General features: G+C 57.5%; 16 protein-coding genes and 2 tRNA genes. 14 read left to right on the top strand and 4 right to left on the bottom strand.

Features of this window, described 5'->3' with window-relative positions; translation table 11 throughout:
• The coding region (gene yaaA / locus VN114_RS04835) for a peroxide stress protein YaaA (protein ID WP_325512537.1) at nucleotides 1–704 on the bottom strand (704 nt) is incomplete at its 3' end.
• A gap of 30 nt (nucleotides 705–734) precedes the next feature.
• On the opposite strand from yaaA, the gene VN114_RS04830 reads away from it, so the two are divergent.
• The 3 genes from VN114_RS04830 to VN114_RS04820 all read left to right on the top strand — a co-directional run bounded on the left by VN114_RS04830 (nucleotide 735) and on the right by VN114_RS04820 (nucleotide 3,070).
• Complete coding sequence (locus VN114_RS04830) at nucleotides 735–1,196, top strand: putative toxin-antitoxin system toxin component, PIN family (protein ID WP_325512535.1); 462 nt, start codon at nucleotides 735–737, stop codon at nucleotides 1,194–1,196.
• A 161-nt stretch (nucleotides 1,197–1,357) separates the two neighbouring features.
• Nucleotides 1,358–2,137 carry an oxepin-CoA hydrolase, alternative type gene (locus VN114_RS04825; protein WP_325512533.1) on the top strand — a complete coding sequence of 260 codons (780 nt, stop codon included), beginning with the start codon at nucleotides 1,358–1,360 and terminating at the stop codon, nucleotides 2,135–2,137.
• Nucleotides 2,138–2,377: 240 nt separating this feature from the next.
• Nucleotides 2,378–3,070 carry a glutathione binding-like protein gene (locus tag VN114_RS04820; RefSeq protein WP_325512531.1) on the top strand — a complete coding sequence of 231 codons (693 nt, stop codon included), beginning with the start codon at nucleotides 2,378–2,380 and terminating at the stop codon, nucleotides 3,068–3,070.
• Nucleotides 3,071–3,103: 33 nt separating this feature from the next.
• Here the strand turns inward: VN114_RS04820 and VN114_RS04815 are convergent, their stop codons facing one another.
• Nucleotides 3,104–4,042 carry a LysR family transcriptional regulator gene (locus VN114_RS04815; protein ID WP_325512529.1) on the bottom strand — a complete coding sequence of 313 codons (939 nt, stop codon included), beginning with the start codon at nucleotides 4,040–4,042 and terminating at the stop codon, nucleotides 3,104–3,106.
• A 135-nt stretch (nucleotides 4,043–4,177) separates the two neighbouring features.
• On the opposite strand from VN114_RS04815, the gene mdcA reads away from it, so the two are divergent.
• From mdcA to mdcH, 11 genes are all read left to right on the top strand, one after another.
• Nucleotides 4,178–5,836, top strand: a complete 1,659-nt coding sequence (mdcA, locus tag VN114_RS04810; RefSeq protein ID WP_325512527.1) for a malonate decarboxylase subunit alpha — start codon at nucleotides 4,178–4,180, stop codon at nucleotides 5,834–5,836.
• Nucleotides 5,836–6,789, top strand: a complete 954-nt coding sequence (locus VN114_RS04805; RefSeq protein WP_325512525.1) for a triphosphoribosyl-dephospho-CoA synthase — start codon at nucleotides 5,836–5,838, stop codon at nucleotides 6,787–6,789. Before mdcA ends, VN114_RS04805 begins: the two co-directional genes overlap by 1 nt.
• Before the next feature lie 11 nt (nucleotides 6,790–6,800).
• Nucleotides 6,801–7,100 (top strand): malonate decarboxylase subunit delta, encoded by a 300-nt coding sequence (locus tag VN114_RS04800; protein WP_325512523.1) that lies wholly within the window; start codon nucleotides 6,801–6,803, stop codon nucleotides 7,098–7,100.
• 2 nt (nucleotides 7,101–7,102) lie between these two features.
• A complete protein-coding gene (locus VN114_RS04795) occupies nucleotides 7,103–7,954 on the top strand; it encodes a biotin-independent malonate decarboxylase subunit beta (protein ID WP_325512521.1) in 852 nt (283 codons plus the stop codon).
• Nucleotides 7,951–8,823, top strand: coding sequence for a biotin-independent malonate decarboxylase subunit gamma (gene mdcE, locus VN114_RS04790; protein ID WP_325512519.1), 873 nt, complete (start codon nucleotides 7,951–7,953; stop codon nucleotides 8,821–8,823). Before VN114_RS04795 ends, mdcE begins: the two co-directional genes overlap by 4 nt.
• On the top strand, nucleotides 8,820–9,575 hold the full coding sequence (locus VN114_RS04785; RefSeq protein ID WP_414694194.1) for a maleate cis-trans isomerase family protein: 756 nt from the start codon (nucleotides 8,820–8,822) through the stop codon (nucleotides 9,573–9,575). The genes mdcE and VN114_RS04785 overlap by 4 nt, the downstream gene beginning before the upstream one ends.
• A gap of 61 nt (nucleotides 9,576–9,636) precedes the next feature.
• The gene (gene dctP, locus VN114_RS04780) at nucleotides 9,637–10,665 is read left to right on the top strand and encodes a TRAP transporter substrate-binding protein DctP (RefSeq protein ID WP_325512517.1); all 1,029 of its coding nucleotides are present in this window, start codon (nucleotides 9,637–9,639) and stop codon (nucleotides 10,663–10,665) included.
• Nucleotides 10,662–11,258, top strand: coding sequence for a TRAP transporter small permease (locus tag VN114_RS04775; RefSeq protein ID WP_414694193.1), 597 nt, complete (start codon nucleotides 10,662–10,664; stop codon nucleotides 11,256–11,258). The genes dctP and VN114_RS04775 overlap by 4 nt, the downstream gene beginning before the upstream one ends.
• 55 nt (nucleotides 11,259–11,313) lie before the next feature.
• Nucleotides 11,314–12,669: a TRAP transporter large permease gene (locus tag VN114_RS04770; RefSeq protein ID WP_325512515.1), complete on the top strand. Its 1,356-nt coding sequence runs from the start codon at nucleotides 11,314–11,316 to the stop codon at nucleotides 12,667–12,669.
• A gap of 9 nt (nucleotides 12,670–12,678) precedes the next feature.
• The gene (locus VN114_RS04765; RefSeq protein ID WP_325512513.1) at nucleotides 12,679–13,368 is read left to right on the top strand and encodes a malonate decarboxylase holo-ACP synthase; all 690 of its coding nucleotides are present in this window, start codon (nucleotides 12,679–12,681) and stop codon (nucleotides 13,366–13,368) included.
• Nucleotides 13,365–14,297, top strand: coding sequence for a malonate decarboxylase subunit epsilon (mdcH, locus tag VN114_RS04760; RefSeq protein WP_325512511.1), 933 nt, complete (start codon nucleotides 13,365–13,367; stop codon nucleotides 14,295–14,297). Before VN114_RS04765 ends, mdcH begins: the two co-directional genes overlap by 4 nt.
• Before the next feature lie 31 nt (nucleotides 14,298–14,328).
• Here mdcH and VN114_RS04755 read toward each other — a convergent pair.
• Both VN114_RS04755 and VN114_RS04750 read right to left on the bottom strand, forming a co-directional pair.
• Nucleotides 14,329–14,415, bottom strand: a tRNA-Leu gene (locus tag VN114_RS04755).
• 79 nt (nucleotides 14,416–14,494) lie between these two features.
• Nucleotides 14,495–14,568: transfer RNA gene (locus VN114_RS04750), tRNA-Cys, on the bottom strand.
• Nucleotides 14,569–14,639: the final 71 nt, after the last annotated feature.

Here is a 14,639-nt window from a genome sequence, read left to right as displayed (position 1 = left end):
ATATCGAAAGCTTTCAATGCCTGCGGCCGGACGATTCCCTTCATTGCAGCAAAACGCGCCATCAATCCCCTCGCCCGCTTTGCATAGAAGGAAATGACTTTGTAATTACCGCCTTTCCAGTCCAGAAATACTGGCGTGATGACGGGAACTGTCAGCAATTTCGGCCTGACCGATTTGAAGTATTCCTCCGACGCCAGATTGACCAGCGCCGTCGCCTTGCGCTCCGCGATTTGCTGGTTCAACGCTTGCGTAACCGTGTCGCCCCAAAACGCGTATAAATCCTTGCCTACCGAATTGGCCAGTCGTGTTCCCATTTCGAGACGATATGGCTGCATCAGATCCAGCGGACGCAACAAACCATATAGTCCGGATAGAATGCGTACGTGCGATTGCGTGTAAAGCAATTGCTTGTCGTTGAAGGTGGCCGCATTCAATCCTTCATAGACATCGCCATTGAATGCCAGCATGGCCTGTTTCGCGTTTTTCGTTGTAAATTTGGGAGACCATGCAGCGAAACGCTCTGCATTCAACATCGCCAACGGATCAGAGATACGCATGAGGCTCGCAATATCCGCAGGCGGCATTTGCTTCAGAATGTCGATCAGTTCTGCAGAGCGCTTGATGAAATCCGGTTTGGTACTCAGGTCTGTTGTGGCAGGCGTCTCGTAATCGAGCGTCTTGGCAGGCGATAAAACAATAAGCATGTTACTTCCGAACGAAAATAAATCTCTGCCATGATACCGAAGCGCGTCGTACTCGACACAAACGTTTGCCTGGACCTGTTTGTCTTTCGCGATCCGCGCTGGGGGTTATTGCATGACGCGTTGAAAAACGGTTGTCTCGAAGCCATAACGCGAGACGACTGCCGCAAGGAATGGAGCATCGTGCTGCATTATCCGCATTTGAAACTGGACGATGCAGCACGTATGGTCTGCATGGCGGAATTCGACTCACTGATTCGCAGCCACTCTGTTCCCGACGCCATGGAAGAGATACAGAAGCTCCCGATCTGCAAGGACAAGGACGATCAGAAGTTTCTGGAAATCGCGCGCGATGCGCGTGTCGACGTATTGATCACGAAAGACAAGGCTCTATTGAAATTGGCCAGAAAGACGCGCCGCGACGGTTTGTTTGCCATCATGACGCCGGAAGCGTGGACAATGGAAGCAACTGCGTTGCCGCAAGTCGCAGAGTAAATTTTGCAACCACGTTGATACTGCGATCGGTGATTGATCCCACTTCAACCTTGTTGATCGCAACGGGCCCGACATCACAGTCTTGAGATTTCAGCGCAGGCGAACAAACACGGAATGCTTCCTGTATATTCTCTGGCAACTTCATTCCTACTCCACTGCCCATGTCCGCTGAAATTCAGGCGTCTCGCCACGACGCAACACTCATCCTGACGATTTCCAATCCGGGGGCGAAGAATGCGTTGCATCCCGACATGTTCGCCGCCGCAATCGAAGTGCTGACCACGGCGGAACGCGACGATTCGATCCGCGCCGTCGTGCTGACGGGCGCCGACAATTTCTTCTGTGCCGGCGGCAACTTGAACAAACTGCTCGATCTTCGGGTCATGGAACGCGGTGAGCAAATGGATGCCGTTGACAGCCTGCGTGGCTGGATCGAGGCGATCCGCGATTGCCCGAAACCGGTGATTGCCGCTGTCGAAGGCGCGGCCGCAGGTGCCGGCTTTTCACTGGCGCTGGCTTGCGATCTGATCGTCGCCGGTAACACGGCAAAATTTGCGATGTCTTATGTCAAGGTCGGCTTGACACCGGATGGCGGTGCGTCATGGTTCCTGACGCAGTCCCTGCCACGTCAACTGGCGACGGAAATCCTGATCGATGGCAAACCGCTGGCGGCAACGCGTCTGCACGAACTCGGGGTCGTCAACAAACTGGTGACCGACGGCACGACGCTGGACGCAGCGCTGAACTGGGCAGACGAACTGGCTTCGCTTTCATGCGAAGCCGTCGATCGCATCAAGCTGCTGGTGCGTGAGGCAAACGACAATACCCTGTCACGCCATTTCGAAGCGGAGAAACAGCATTTTGTTGACAGCCTGAATCATCGTGATTCTCTGGAAGGCATCAATGCCTTTCTGGAAAAACGCGCACCGCGCTACAAATAGTCGATTGAGTGATCGAAGCTATTCCACGGCGAACTTCGTGTTCGCCGTTTTTGTATTTACGATCTGTTTACCGCCTCGACCATTCCTTCTGTGCTTTGTTCATCTGCAGCAAAGATCCGGGGATTTCTGCATAATCGTGCGACATTTGCGCGCCGTACGACGAATGTCTTGTTCGCTATCAAGCTGAATCTGCAACGACAGTTCAACGCGCGCGCGTCCCGACTTCATACAGGAGCAATCATGATCGATGCCTATTCCACCGCCACGCCAAACGGCCACAAACTTCACATCATGCTGGAAGAATGCGGCCTGCCGTATCGTCTGCATCACATCAATATCAATACAGGCGATCAATTCAAACCGGCATTCCTGAAGATTTCTCCCAACAACAAGATTCCCGCCATCCTCGACAGTGACGGCCCCGATGGCAAGCCGATGTCATTATTCGAATCAGGTGCGATTCTGGTTTATCTCGCAGGCAAGGTGAACAAATTCCTCGGGGATACGGATCGTGAAAAATTCACGACGCTGCAATGGCTGATGTTCCAGATGGGCGGCGTCGGTCCGATGCTGGGACAGGCGCATCATTTCCGTTTGTACGCACCGGAAAAAATCGACTATGCGATCAATCGCTACACGAATGAAGCCCGACGTCTGTATGGCGTGATCGACCGCCGTCTATCCGAAAGTGCTTATCTGGCCGGCGATACCTACACGATCGCCGACATCGCAACCTTCCCGTGGCTGCGTTCATGGGAAAAACAGGGAATCACGCTATCCGACTATCCGCATCTGGAGCGCTGGTTCAACGAAGTCAACGCGCGCCCTGCAGTCCGGAAAGGTACTGCCATGCTCGTCAAGGAACGCCAGCCGATCGCCGACGCGCAATCGAAGGAAATCCTGTTCGGCGCGACGCAATACGCCAAACGCTGACCGCTACGGATGACCCGTCTGCATTCGCGACTTCTAGGCTGAGGAAGCGGACGCAGGCATCCCCATTTTCTCCCGCCCGAACATCCGGCATTCAGCCGCGAGTGCCAGCAGGTTGGGGTCGCGTTCCCGATTTTTCGGCATCAGCAAGGTGACGATCTGCTTCGATGTGTATTTTTCACTCAAGGGAACCAGCTGGATATGCGTGCTGAACCCCGCAATGCGCCCCGGCAGCAGAGCGTAGCCGACGCCACCGCTGACGAGATTGATCAGCGAGAAGATATCGTTGACGCGCGTCGCGATTTCCGGCGTGTAGCCTGCGACATCAAAAGCGTGGTCGAAGCTCTCCGACGAGACGAAGCCGCTGTCAAGCGCCACGAATTTCTCCGATTGCATCGCCGCCAGATCGATTTCCTTCAGTTGCGCATAGGCTGATCCGGCAGGTGCGACCAGGAACATGTCATCGTGGAAGATCGGTACCGACACCATGTCGTTGTCGCTGTTGTCATGTCGCAGGCCGACGACGATGGCATCCAGTGTGCCATCCGCCATGCTGTGCAGCAGTTCGCGATTCGAACCGAGCGTCAGTTTGATGTCGAGATTCGGGCGGCGCAATTTCAACCCGATGAAGATTTGCGGAATGCAACGCATCGTCAACGAGTACAACGAGCCGATTCGCAATTGCGGTGTATTCAATCCGGACAGATCGCGCACTTTTTTCACGCCCTGTTCGCATTCGTTGATGATGCGGGCTGCGTGCTCGGCAAACGCATGTGCGCTGCCAAGCGGGATCAGGTTGCGCCCTTCTCTTTTGAACAGCGGGCAATGCAACCCCTCTTCCAGCGAATGCAGTGCGCGATGCACGCTGACCGGCGTCTGCTCCAGCACGTCCGCCACACGCGTGAGATTGCCAAGTTGCATGAAGCTCAGAAAAACTTCCAGCTTTTTCAGCGTAATCTTTTCGTCGATTGGCATTGTCCGCTCCGCGATCAATCATTAACTTCAAGGTAAAGATTATACGACCAGATTGATTGTTTCCGGCTTCCTCGACGGCCTACCATCGGTGCAAACAAATACAGCCATGAATGCGGCTGAAAACGCGGAGCGCCGATGAAAGCTGCAGTACAACTCGATCCGAAATGGAGCAAGCGCCGCACGGAGAAGCAGCGCCGCATCGCGCAGATCGGCGACATGACGGACGGCTGCGTGATTCGCAGCGACAGACTGGTCGATGCAATGGAAAAGCTGATCTGTCCGGGCGATCGGGTCGTACTTGAAGGTAATAATCAAAAACAGGCGGATTTCCTCGCCCGCACCCTCACCAGGCTTGATCCGGCAAAGGTCAATCATCTGCACATGATCATGCCCAGCGTCAGCCTGCCTGCGCATCTCGATCTGTACGAACGCGGGATCGCCAGCAAGCTCGATTTCGCCTACGCAGGGCCGCAGAGCCTGCGCATTTCGCAACTGCTCAAGGATGGACGGCTCGAAGTCGGCGCGATCCACACCTACGTCGAACTGTATGCGCGGCTGTATGTCGACCTGACGCCGAATGTCGTACTGATCGCCGGCTTCATCGCAGATCGTCAAGGCAATCTGTATACCGGCCCCAGCACCGAAGACACGCCGTCACTGGTGGAATCCGCTTTCCGCGACGGCATCGTGATCGCACAGGTCAATCAGATCGTCGACGATGCGAGCGAGCTGCCGCGTGTCGATATTCCGGGATCATGGATCGACTTTGTCGTGCAGGCCGACCGGTCGTTCTTCATCGAGCCGCTGTTCACACGCGACCCGCGCCTCATCAAGCCGGTGCATGTATTGATGGCGATGATGGCGATCCGCGGCGTCTATGAAAAACATTCGGTGCAATCGCTGAATCATGGCATCGGCTTCAACACTGCAGCCATCGAACTGATCCTGCCGACCTACGGCGAAAAGCTCGGGCTGAAGGGAAAAATCTGCCGCAACTGGACGCTCAATCCGCATCCGACGCTGATTCCGGCGATCGAATCGGGCTGGGTAGAAAGCGTGCACTGCTTCGGTTCCGAACTCGGCATGGAAGATTACGTTGCGGCACGTCCCGATATCTTCTTTACCGGACGCGACGGTTCGATGCGTTCCAACCGCACGCTGTGCCAGCTCGCCGGCCAGTATGCGGTCGACCTGTTCATCGGTGCCACGCTGCAGATGGACGGCCTCGGCAATTCTTCCACCGTCACGCATGGTCGCCTCGCCGGTTTCGGCGGCGCGCCTAACATGGGACACGATCCGCATGGTCGTCGTCACGCCACGCCTGCATGGCTCGACCTGATCGAAACCGACGATCCACTCGCCCGCGGCAAAAAGCTCGTCGTGCAAATGGTCGAGACTTTCCAGGATGGCGGTCAGCCGACCATCGTCGAAACGTTGGACGCCGTACGCGTCGGCCAGGATTCCGGCATGCCGCTCGCGCCGGTGATGATCTACGGCGACGATGTGACGCACGTACTGACCGAAGAAGGCATCGCCTACCTGTACAAGGCGCGTTCGCTGGAAGAACGCAAGGCCATGCTGGCAGCAGTCGCCGGCGTGACACCGATCGGCCTGCGACACGATCCAAAACAAACCGAACGCATGCGTCGCGAAGGATTGATCGCACTGCCGCAGGATATCGGCGTGCAACGCAATGAAGCCGACCGCTCGCTGCTCGCTGCGAAAAGCGTCGCCGAACTGGTCGAATGGTCGGGCGGACTCTACGATCCGCCGGCCAAGTTCAGGAGCTGGTAATGCGCGCTGACCATCCACTGTCGATCAATACTCATTCGTCACATGCCGTAGAGCGCGCCATGCGGTTGGCCAATCTCGCCGTCATGGCATTGATTGACGAAGCCACGCTGACACCCAAGCCCGGACTGGTCGATCTGCGCGGCCGCGGTGCGCATCGCGATCTGGACTGGATGATGATGTGCGATTCGGCCGACATGTTGCACCCGACGTTTTACGCAATGGCGGTTGCAGGCATGAGACATGACAATTCGCATGACAATTTGCATGACGATCAGCATCGCAATGATCAGATCCTGCGCGAGGAGCTGGGAGAAATCGGTCGCGTTGGCGAAGCCGTCATGCTGCGCGCAACCGGTGGCGTGAATACGCATCGCGGCGCCATCTGGACGCTCGGCCTGCTGGTCGGCGCGGCAGCACAACACATCGATACTGCGCACATCGATACGGCGGCCGGCATCGCCTCGCGTGCCGGTGCCATCGCACGCCAAACCGATCGCCATGCGCCGACGATTACCGGCAACAAGGGCGAACAGGCGTGTTTGACTTACGGCGTCGGTGGCGCACGCGGTCAGGCGATGGCCGGTTTTCCGCACGTTGTCCATCACGCACTGCCCTCACTGCATGCAGCGCGCCTGCGCGGCCTCGGCGAAGACCACGCCAGATTGAACGCATTGCTGGCCGTCATGGCAGAACTGGACGATACCTGCATCCTGTCACGCGGCGGCGTTCCTGCATTGCACATCATGCAGGCGGGGGCGCGCGCGGTATTGCAAGCCGACGATGACAGGCTTGCGCGCGAAGCGGCATTGCGACAACTGGTACAACAGGCACTGGCGTTGAATGTTTCTCCCGGCGGTGCGGCCGATCTGCTGGCAGCGACGCTGTTTCTCGACAGCCTGACGATGGAATACAAGAATGAAACACCTGCACTGAGTGCAACGGCGACGCATTAAAGGGGTGAAGCATGGAAAAAATGGTGTATGAATATCCGGCAGGTGCATCCGCTGCAGGGCGCGCGCTGGCCGGCGTCGTCGGCTCCGGCGACCTCGAAGTTCTGCTGGAACCGTTGCCGGCCGGCCGCAGCACGGTCGCCATCACGACTTCGGTTAACGGCATGGGACGCATTTGGGAAGCGGTATTGACACGCCTGTTTACAGGCGCCGTCTTGCCTGCCGCGCATATCGAGATCAACGACTGCGGTGCCACGCCCGGCGTGGTTCGCCTGCGCATCGAACAGGCTTTCGAAGAAGCGGCACGCACATGAGCATGGACACGCAACAGCTGCTGCAACGCGCCAGCTTCATCGAACTGAATGCACGCAGTCGTGCCCATGCGTTGCTCGATCATGGCTCCGCACGTGAACTGCTCGGGCCCTTCGATCGCATCAAATCGCCGTGGCTGGAAATGCAGGGCGTGACGCCGCAAGCCGATGATGGCGTGGTGCTGCTGAAGGGAAAAATCAATGGTCAACACGCCGTCGTGCTCGCCATCGAAGGCGCATATCAGGGCGGCAGCATGGGTGAAGTCGGCGGCGCAAAAATCGCCGCTGCACTGGATCTGGCGGCAGAAGACAATCGCAACAGCATTCCAACCTGCGCGCTGATCCTGTTCGAAACCGGCGGTGTGCGTTTGCAGGAAGCCAATCTCGGTCTCGCCGCGATCGCCGACATTCACGCTGCCATCGTCGATCTGCGACGCTACCAGCCGGTGATCGGCATTACAGCCGGCACGGTCGGCTGCTACGGCGGCATGTCGATTGCAGCCGGTCTGTGCAGCTATGTCGTAATGACGCGAGAAGCGCGCCTCGGCCTCAACGGCCCTGCCGTCATCGAACAGGAAGCAGGACTGAGCGAATTCGATTCGCGCGATCGCCCTTTCATCTGGAGTTTTACCGGCGGCCAGCAACGCTATCGATCGGGACTCGCCGACGCTTATGTCGAAGACGATATCGACGAAATACGCAACAACGTGATCTCCTTGCTGAAGAGCGGTTTGCCTGACCAGAATCGCAGTGCTTTATACGACGGTTTTCTTGCGCGCCTCGCCGAAGTCGATGCAGGCACGCAATCCACACCGCAACAGGTGTGTGCCATTTACGGAAAAGGATTTGCGTCATGACCCATGCAGTTGCTCATGCGCGTGGCGCACGCTGGTTCGCCGACCTGACCGACAAGGCCCCGATCCACGCCGGTTACTCCGATGCGTTGCTGGTTGCGCATGCACCGCTTGATAAAAACGGCAACGGCAAACCGGCTCTCTACATCAGTGTGATTCCTGATCCCGACAATCGCTTCCCACGCGTACGCAATGGCGAAGTCGGACTGGTCGAAGGCTGGGAAATCGCGCGCGCCGTGCAACAGCAGATCCACGCCGACCGCGACAACAGCGAAAAGACGCCAATCGTCGCCGTGATCGATGTCGTCAGCCAGGCCTACGGCCGGCGCGAAGAAGCATTCGGCATTCACCAGGCATTGGCCGCTGCCGCTGCGGCCTATGCAGAAGCACGACTGGCCGGACATCCGGTTATCGGCCTGCTTGTCGGCAAGGCGATTTCCGGCGCGTTTCTCGCCCATGGCTATCAGGCCAACCGGCTGATCGCCATTCGCGACGATCAGGTGCAGGTGCATGCGATGGGAAAGGAATCCGCCGCGCGCATCACCATGCGCTCCGTCGATGCCCTGGAGGCGCTGGCGTCGAAGGTGCCGCCGATGGCCTACGACATCGAGAATTTTGCATCGCTCGGTCTGCTGTGGCGCAGCCTGAAATTGCAGGCGCCTGATGCGCCGACTGCATCCGATCTGGCGGAAACAAGAGCCGTATTGAAGGAAGCGTTGATCGATATTGCCGCCGATCCGGATCGCAGTTTAAACAGCAGGCTTGGCGCAAAAAACCGGCAAGCCACATTGAAGGTACGCACGCTGCTGCGCGATCAGTGGCATCGCAACGGCCAGGACGCACAAAACAGTCGGCAAAAGGAGATACCTTGAACAAGACGTCCTATCGCATCGGGCAGATCGTGCCGAGTTCCAACACGACGATGGAAACGGAAATCCCTGCAATGTTGCGCGCGCGCGAGACGATTGCGCCGGAACGCTTCACCTTCCATTCCAGCCGCATGCGCATGAAGGAAGTAACGAAGGAACAACTCGCCGCAATGGATCGCGACTCGGATCGCTGTGCGCTGGAACTGTCTGACGCGCGCGTGGATGTGATGGGTTACGCCTGCCTGGTCGCCATCATGAGCATGGGAAAAGGTTATCACCGCATCTCGCAGGATCGTCTGCACCAGGTGACCGTTCACAACGGCGCACCTACGCCTGTCGTGACTAGCGCCGGTGCATTGATTCATGGTTTGCAGACGTTGGGTGCAAAAAGGATTTCGCTGCTCGCACCGTACATGAAACCGCTGACCCAAATGGTCATCGAGTACATCGAAAACGAAGGCATCGAAGTCATCGACAGCATCTCGCTGGAGATACCCGACAACCTCGAAGTCGGTGCGCGCGACCCGATGGCGCCAGTAGAGATCGTGCAAAAACTCAATACCAGCGGTGTCGACGCCATCGTGCTGTCGGCCTGCGTGCAAATGCCGTCGTTGCCCGGCATCCAGATCGTCGAAGATCGCTACGGCCTGCCGGTGGTTTCCTCTTCGGTGTGCACTACTTTTCAGATGCTGCAAAAACTGGGACTCAAAACCGTCGTGCCGGGTGCGGGGATGCTTTTATCCGGTAAATATTGATTCATCCAATCGCGTCAGCAGTCGCAACCTTTCATTCATTATCACAACAGGAGACAACATCATGCCTATCACCCGACGTCGCGTCCTTGCCGGTTCGCTGGCTGCCCTGCCCTTTGCACTGACCGGTCTGCCCGTGTTTGGACAGGAAACGACCACCATCAAGATTTCGCATCAATTCCCCGGCGGCACGCTGACGCAAGGCGATTTCCGCGATCGCCTGTGCCGCAAGTTTGCTGCCGAGGTGGAAAAACGTTCGGCCGGCAAAATGAAGTTCGCGATCTATCCCGGCTCCTCGCTGATGAAGGTCAACGCGCAGTTCAGCGCATTGCGCAAAGGCGCGCTCGACATGACGTTGCTGCCGTTGCCGTACGCCGGCGGCGAAGTACCGGAGGTCAACATCGCACTGATGCCGGGCCTGGTCACCAGTTATGAACAGGGTCTGCGCTGGAAAGATGCCGAAATCGGCAAGGCCCTGAGCCAGGTACTGGCGGACAAGGGCCTGATCATCGTGACATGGATCTGGCAAGCCGGAGGTGCTGCCAGCCGTGAAAAACCGGTGGTCGTTCCGGACGATGCAAAAGGCCTGAAGATTCGTGGCGGCAGCCGCGAAATGGATATGGTCTTCAAGGCAGCCGGCGCATCGGTGCTGTCGATCCCCTCCAACGAAACCTACGCCGCAATGCAGACCGGCGCCGCCGACGCGGTGACGACGTCGTCCACCAGCCTGATCTCCTTCCGTCTGGAAGAAGTATCGAAGCACCTGACAACCAGCAAGGTCGGAAAATCCTACTGGTTCATGCTGGAGCCGTTGCTGATGTCGAAAGCGGTATTCGACAAGCTGCCGAAAGACCAGCAGCAACTGATCATGACGGTCGGTGCAGAGATGGAAAAATTCGGCATGGAAGAGGCAAAGGCCGATGACATCGCCGTGGCCCAGACGTATGCCAAGGCAGGGGCGACCATCCATGAAATGACGGATGCCGCTTTGCAGAAATGGGTTGCCATCGCCAAGGAAACGGCATGGAAAGACTATGCAGCACGTTCCGAAAATTGCGCACGCCTGTTGAAACTGGCGCAACAAGTCACATGAGCCACCAAGCCATTGATGTGCAGTTGAAGCTCCAGCTCGATCCGCGCCGCAACCCGGTGCTGTCGCGGCTGGAGCGCGTGATGCTCGTCCTCAACCGACTCATCGTGATCCCGTGCATGGCGGCGCTGGTCGTTGCGGCTTGCGTGCTGACCTATAGCGTGGCTGCACGCTACTTCCTGAAAATATCGACAGAATGGCAGGATGAAGCAGCGGTATTTCTGCTGATTGGCGCGACGTTTCTGAGTGGCGCTTACGTGCAGGCCTATCGCGGCCACATCGGCATCGAGGCGGTTGCAACGCTGCTGTCTCCGCGCGCCAATCGCTGGCGCATGCTTGTCGTCGATCTTCTGTCGCTGCTGTTCTGCACGTTCTTTTCATGGAAATCGTGGACGCTGTTGCATGAAGCGTGGGTCGATGGACAGACGACCAACTCGACATGGGGACCGCCGTTGTGGATTCCCTACGTCCTGATGGCGCTGGGCATGACGCTGATCTGCCTGCAAATGCTGTGCAGCCTGACGATCGATCTGCTGGCCGACAAGACGGCCGCACCGGTCGAAGGCGGCGAGCATGCCAGATGGCTGGGCGATTGATCACACGGGAAGATGACGGAGAAATCCGCCGCCCATCATTAAAAGAAAGATACCGATGAGTTCAACATTAATTGGCTCCCTGTACGGCATCGCGACATTGATCATCATGTTTTCAGGCATGCCGATCGCGTTCGCACTCGGCCTGGTCGCCGTCGTATTCATGTACTTCTTCATGCCGGGCTCGTCGCTCGATACCGTGACGCAGAACGTCTATGAAGAAATGGCCAGCATCACGCTGCTCGCGATTCCGCTCTTCATCCTCAAGGGAGCAGCGATCGGAAAATCGCGTGCCGGCCAGGATCTGTATTCCGCGCTGCATGCATGGATGCACAAGGTCCCGGGTGGTCTGGGCATCGCGAATATCTTTGCCTGCGCATTGTTTGCCGCAATGGCCGGATCCAGCCCGGCAACCTGCTCCGCCATCGGCAGCGCCGGTATTCCGGAAATGCGCCGGCGCGGTTATTCGCCGGGATTTGCAGCCGGCATCATCGCTGCCGGCGGCACACTCGGCATTCTGTTGCCACCGTCGATCGTGATGATTCTGTATGCCGTCGCCGCAGAACAATCGCTGGGTCGCCTGTTCCTCGCCGGCATCGGCCCCGGCCTGTTGCTGGTCTTCCTGTTCTCCGCCTATGCCGTCTATCGTTATCGCCATGAGTACAAGAACGCCGTCACCGCGCATGAAGCCGGCGGAGAAAAATCGGCGTATCTGGATGTGCACCATTACACGCTGAAACAGAAAATGGAAATGCTGCCGCGTGTCGGCCCGTTCGTCGTGCTGCTGATCGGCGTCATGGTTGCGCTGTACGGCGGTTACGCCACGCCGTCAGAAACTGCCGGTCTGGGCGGCATGCTGGCGCTGGTGCTGGTTGCCGTGATCTACGGCCTGTGGCGACCGAGTCAGGTGCGTCCGATCCTGAACAGCACGCTGAAAGAATCCACGATGCTGATGTTCATCATCGGCATGTCGCTGCTGTATTCATATGTGATGAGCTATCTGCACATCAGCCAGTCGACTGCGGAATGGATTGTCTCGATGCATCTGTCGAAATGGGTACTGTTGTCTGCCATTCTCCTCTTCGTCATCGTGCTCGGTTTTTTCCTGCCGCCGGTGAGCATCATTCTGATGACCGCACCGATTATTCTGCCGCCATTGAAAGCAGCCGGATTCGACTTGATCTGGTTTGGCGTGGCCATGACGATCGTCATGGAAATGGGATTGATCCATCCGCCAGTCGGGCTGAATATTTTCGTGATCAAGAATATTGCACCGGACATTTCGCTTCACGACATTGTGTGGGGTGTGATGCCGTTCGTCGGACTGATGTTTTTTGCCGTTTTTCTTCTCTGTCTTTTTCCTGGCATTGCAACGTGGCTGCCGGATATCATCATGGGCGCACCGACCAGATAACGCATACAGATGTCGCCTCGACCAGACCATTCGTCCTCCACGAAACCACAGCACTGCCGGACCGATATCCGGCCGCACGACTTGCTGTGGCTGGCCGAGCCGGCAGCGTTGATCGCGTCGGGCCCTTTGCCGGAGTGGGCGACCGCCGATCTGATCGCAAATACGCCTGTTGTCGTGCGACGGCAGAAACTGCACGATCCTGATCTGCTGCCGGCAGGATTGCGCGGACAGGAACGTCATCAGCGTCTTGCCGCATTCGTGCATCGCTCTGCCATAACACGACACGTCAGCCCGGAAGCGCTGTCGCAACTTGATATCGCGACAGTTCTACCCTTCAACGACAATGCAGCATTGACTGCATTGCTTGTACTGCAACCTGCCCTTGAAGCAATCGGTTTGCCATGGGGACCGACCGGCAGTGTCGGCTTCGCACTCGCCACCGGTTTGCCGGTGCTCCGTGCGCACAGCGATCTCGATCTGGTGATACGCGCAACATCGCCACTCGATGCAGAGCAGACTTCACGGCTCGCGTCATTGTTGAATGACACCGCTTGCAGAATTGACCTCCAGATCGATACCGGCATCGGCGGATTTTCCTTTGCGGAATGGATCGCTTCGCGCGGTCGGGTATTGCTCAAGACCGACATCGGCCCGCAACTGACGAGCGATCCGTGGTGCATGGAAGCAGCAACTCCATGAGCGTGTTGTTCACTTTTCCCGGTCAGGGATCGCAACGTGCAGGAATGCTGCATACGTTGCCGAACCATCCGCAGGTGCGACAAACGCTGGAGCAAGCCGCCGACATCCTGCGAAGAGATCCATTGCAGCTCGACAGTTCCGCAGCGCTTGCAGCAAGTCAGTCCGTGCAACTCTGCCTGCTGATCGCAGGCGTCGCCATGACACGCGTGCTGGCTGCGCACGACGCACAGCCGGACATGGTGGCCGGCCTGTCGATCGGCGCCTATGCTGCAGCCGTGACCGCGGGTGCGCTCGCATACGACGACGCATTGCGGCTGGTTTCTCTGCGCGGACATCTGATGGACAAGCGTTATCCCCGAGGTTACGGCATGGCAGCAATCGTCGGACTGGAACGCTATCAACTCGAGCCGCTGATCATGCGCGTGCACTCCGACGACACACCGATATTTCTCGCCAATCTGAACGCGAAGAGACAACTGGTCGTTGCAGGAATCGACAGCGGCTTGAACATGCTCATGCGACTGGCAACCAAAGCCGGCGCAAACAAGGTCGAGCGCCTTTCAGTCAGTGTTCCGTCGCACTGTCCGTTATTCCAAGAAGAAGCATCGATGATGCAAAAAGCGTTCGCCGATGTGGTTGTCGAGCGCCCTCACCTTACTTATCTCAGCAGCAGTTTTGCGCGTGCATTGCACGACCCGGCATTGATCGCCGACGATCTCGCCGGCAATCTGGCACGACAGGTCCATTGGGATGAAACCTCGCAGCTTGCATGGGAGCGTGGTGCGCGCCTCGCGGTAGAAATGCCGAGCGGCGCAACACTGACGAATCTTGCGTTGCCGATTTTTGCAGACGGTTACGCCGTCAGCTGCGAGGGCAACCGGCTGGAAACATTATTGACATTGATTGCGCGCGAGCAGGAAGCACGTTGAGTGCACCGTCGCATAGGGATGAACTAAGAATTGGTGCCCGGAACCGGAATCGAACCGGTACACCGTTTCCGGCGAGAGATTTTAAGTCTCTTGTGTCTACCTGTTTCACCATCCGGGCATGCCGCTATTTTAAGACAGCTCTAAAACGGCAACGTACTGCAGAAAAAATAAAAGCGCCCACGGCGCTTTTGAAAAACTGGAGGCGGGGGTCGGAATTGAACCGGCGTCTACGGCTTTGCAGGCCGCTGCATAACCACTTTGCTACCCCGCCAAGGGAAGGTATTGTAACCACAAAACAAAAAACGTGCTGCACACTTGGACTGACTTGAAACTTTCGAATCA

Origin of the sequence: Oxalicibacterium sp., from assembly GCF_035565035.1 — a bacterium.
GTDB lineage: Bacteria > Pseudomonadota > Gammaproteobacteria > Burkholderiales > Burkholderiaceae_D > Oxalicibacterium.
Note: the sequence above shows the minus strand (reverse complement) of the source record. Positions and strands in the feature narration are given on the sequence as shown.

Bases quoted from the DNA above. Each gene is read 5' to 3' on its own strand.
- VN114_RS04830 (WP_325512535.1), top strand. From the start codon at position 735: ATGATACCGAAGCGCGTCGTACTCGACACAAACGTTTGCCTGGACCTG.
- VN114_RS04825 (WP_325512533.1), top strand. From the start codon at position 1,358: ATGTCCGCTGAAATTCAGGCGTCTCGCCACGACGCAACACTCATCCTG.
- VN114_RS04820 (WP_325512531.1), top strand. From the start codon at position 2,378: ATGATCGATGCCTATTCCACCGCCACGCCAAACGGCCACAAACTTCAC.
- VN114_RS04815 (WP_325512529.1), bottom strand. From the start codon at position 4,042: ATGCCAATCGACGAAAAGATTACGCTGAAAAAGCTGGAAGTTTTTCTG.
- mdcA (WP_325512527.1), top strand. From the start codon at position 4,178: ATGAAAGCTGCAGTACAACTCGATCCGAAATGGAGCAAGCGCCGCACG.
- VN114_RS04805 (WP_325512525.1), top strand. From the start codon at position 5,836: ATGCGCGCTGACCATCCACTGTCGATCAATACTCATTCGTCACATGCC.
- VN114_RS04800 (WP_325512523.1), top strand. From the start codon at position 6,801: ATGGAAAAAATGGTGTATGAATATCCGGCAGGTGCATCCGCTGCAGGG.
- VN114_RS04795 (WP_325512521.1), top strand. From the start codon at position 7,103: ATGGACACGCAACAGCTGCTGCAACGCGCCAGCTTCATCGAACTGAAT.
- mdcE (WP_325512519.1), top strand. From the start codon at position 7,951: ATGACCCATGCAGTTGCTCATGCGCGTGGCGCACGCTGGTTCGCCGAC.
- dctP (WP_325512517.1), top strand. From the start codon at position 9,637: ATGCCTATCACCCGACGTCGCGTCCTTGCCGGTTCGCTGGCTGCCCTG.
- VN114_RS04775 (WP_414694193.1), top strand. From the start codon at position 10,662: ATGAGCCACCAAGCCATTGATGTGCAGTTGAAGCTCCAGCTCGATCCG.
- VN114_RS04770 (WP_325512515.1), top strand. From the start codon at position 11,314: ATGAGTTCAACATTAATTGGCTCCCTGTACGGCATCGCGACATTGATC.
- VN114_RS04765 (WP_325512513.1), top strand. From the start codon at position 12,679: ATGTCGCCTCGACCAGACCATTCGTCCTCCACGAAACCACAGCACTGC.
- mdcH (WP_325512511.1), top strand. From the start codon at position 13,365: ATGAGCGTGTTGTTCACTTTTCCCGGTCAGGGATCGCAACGTGCAGGA.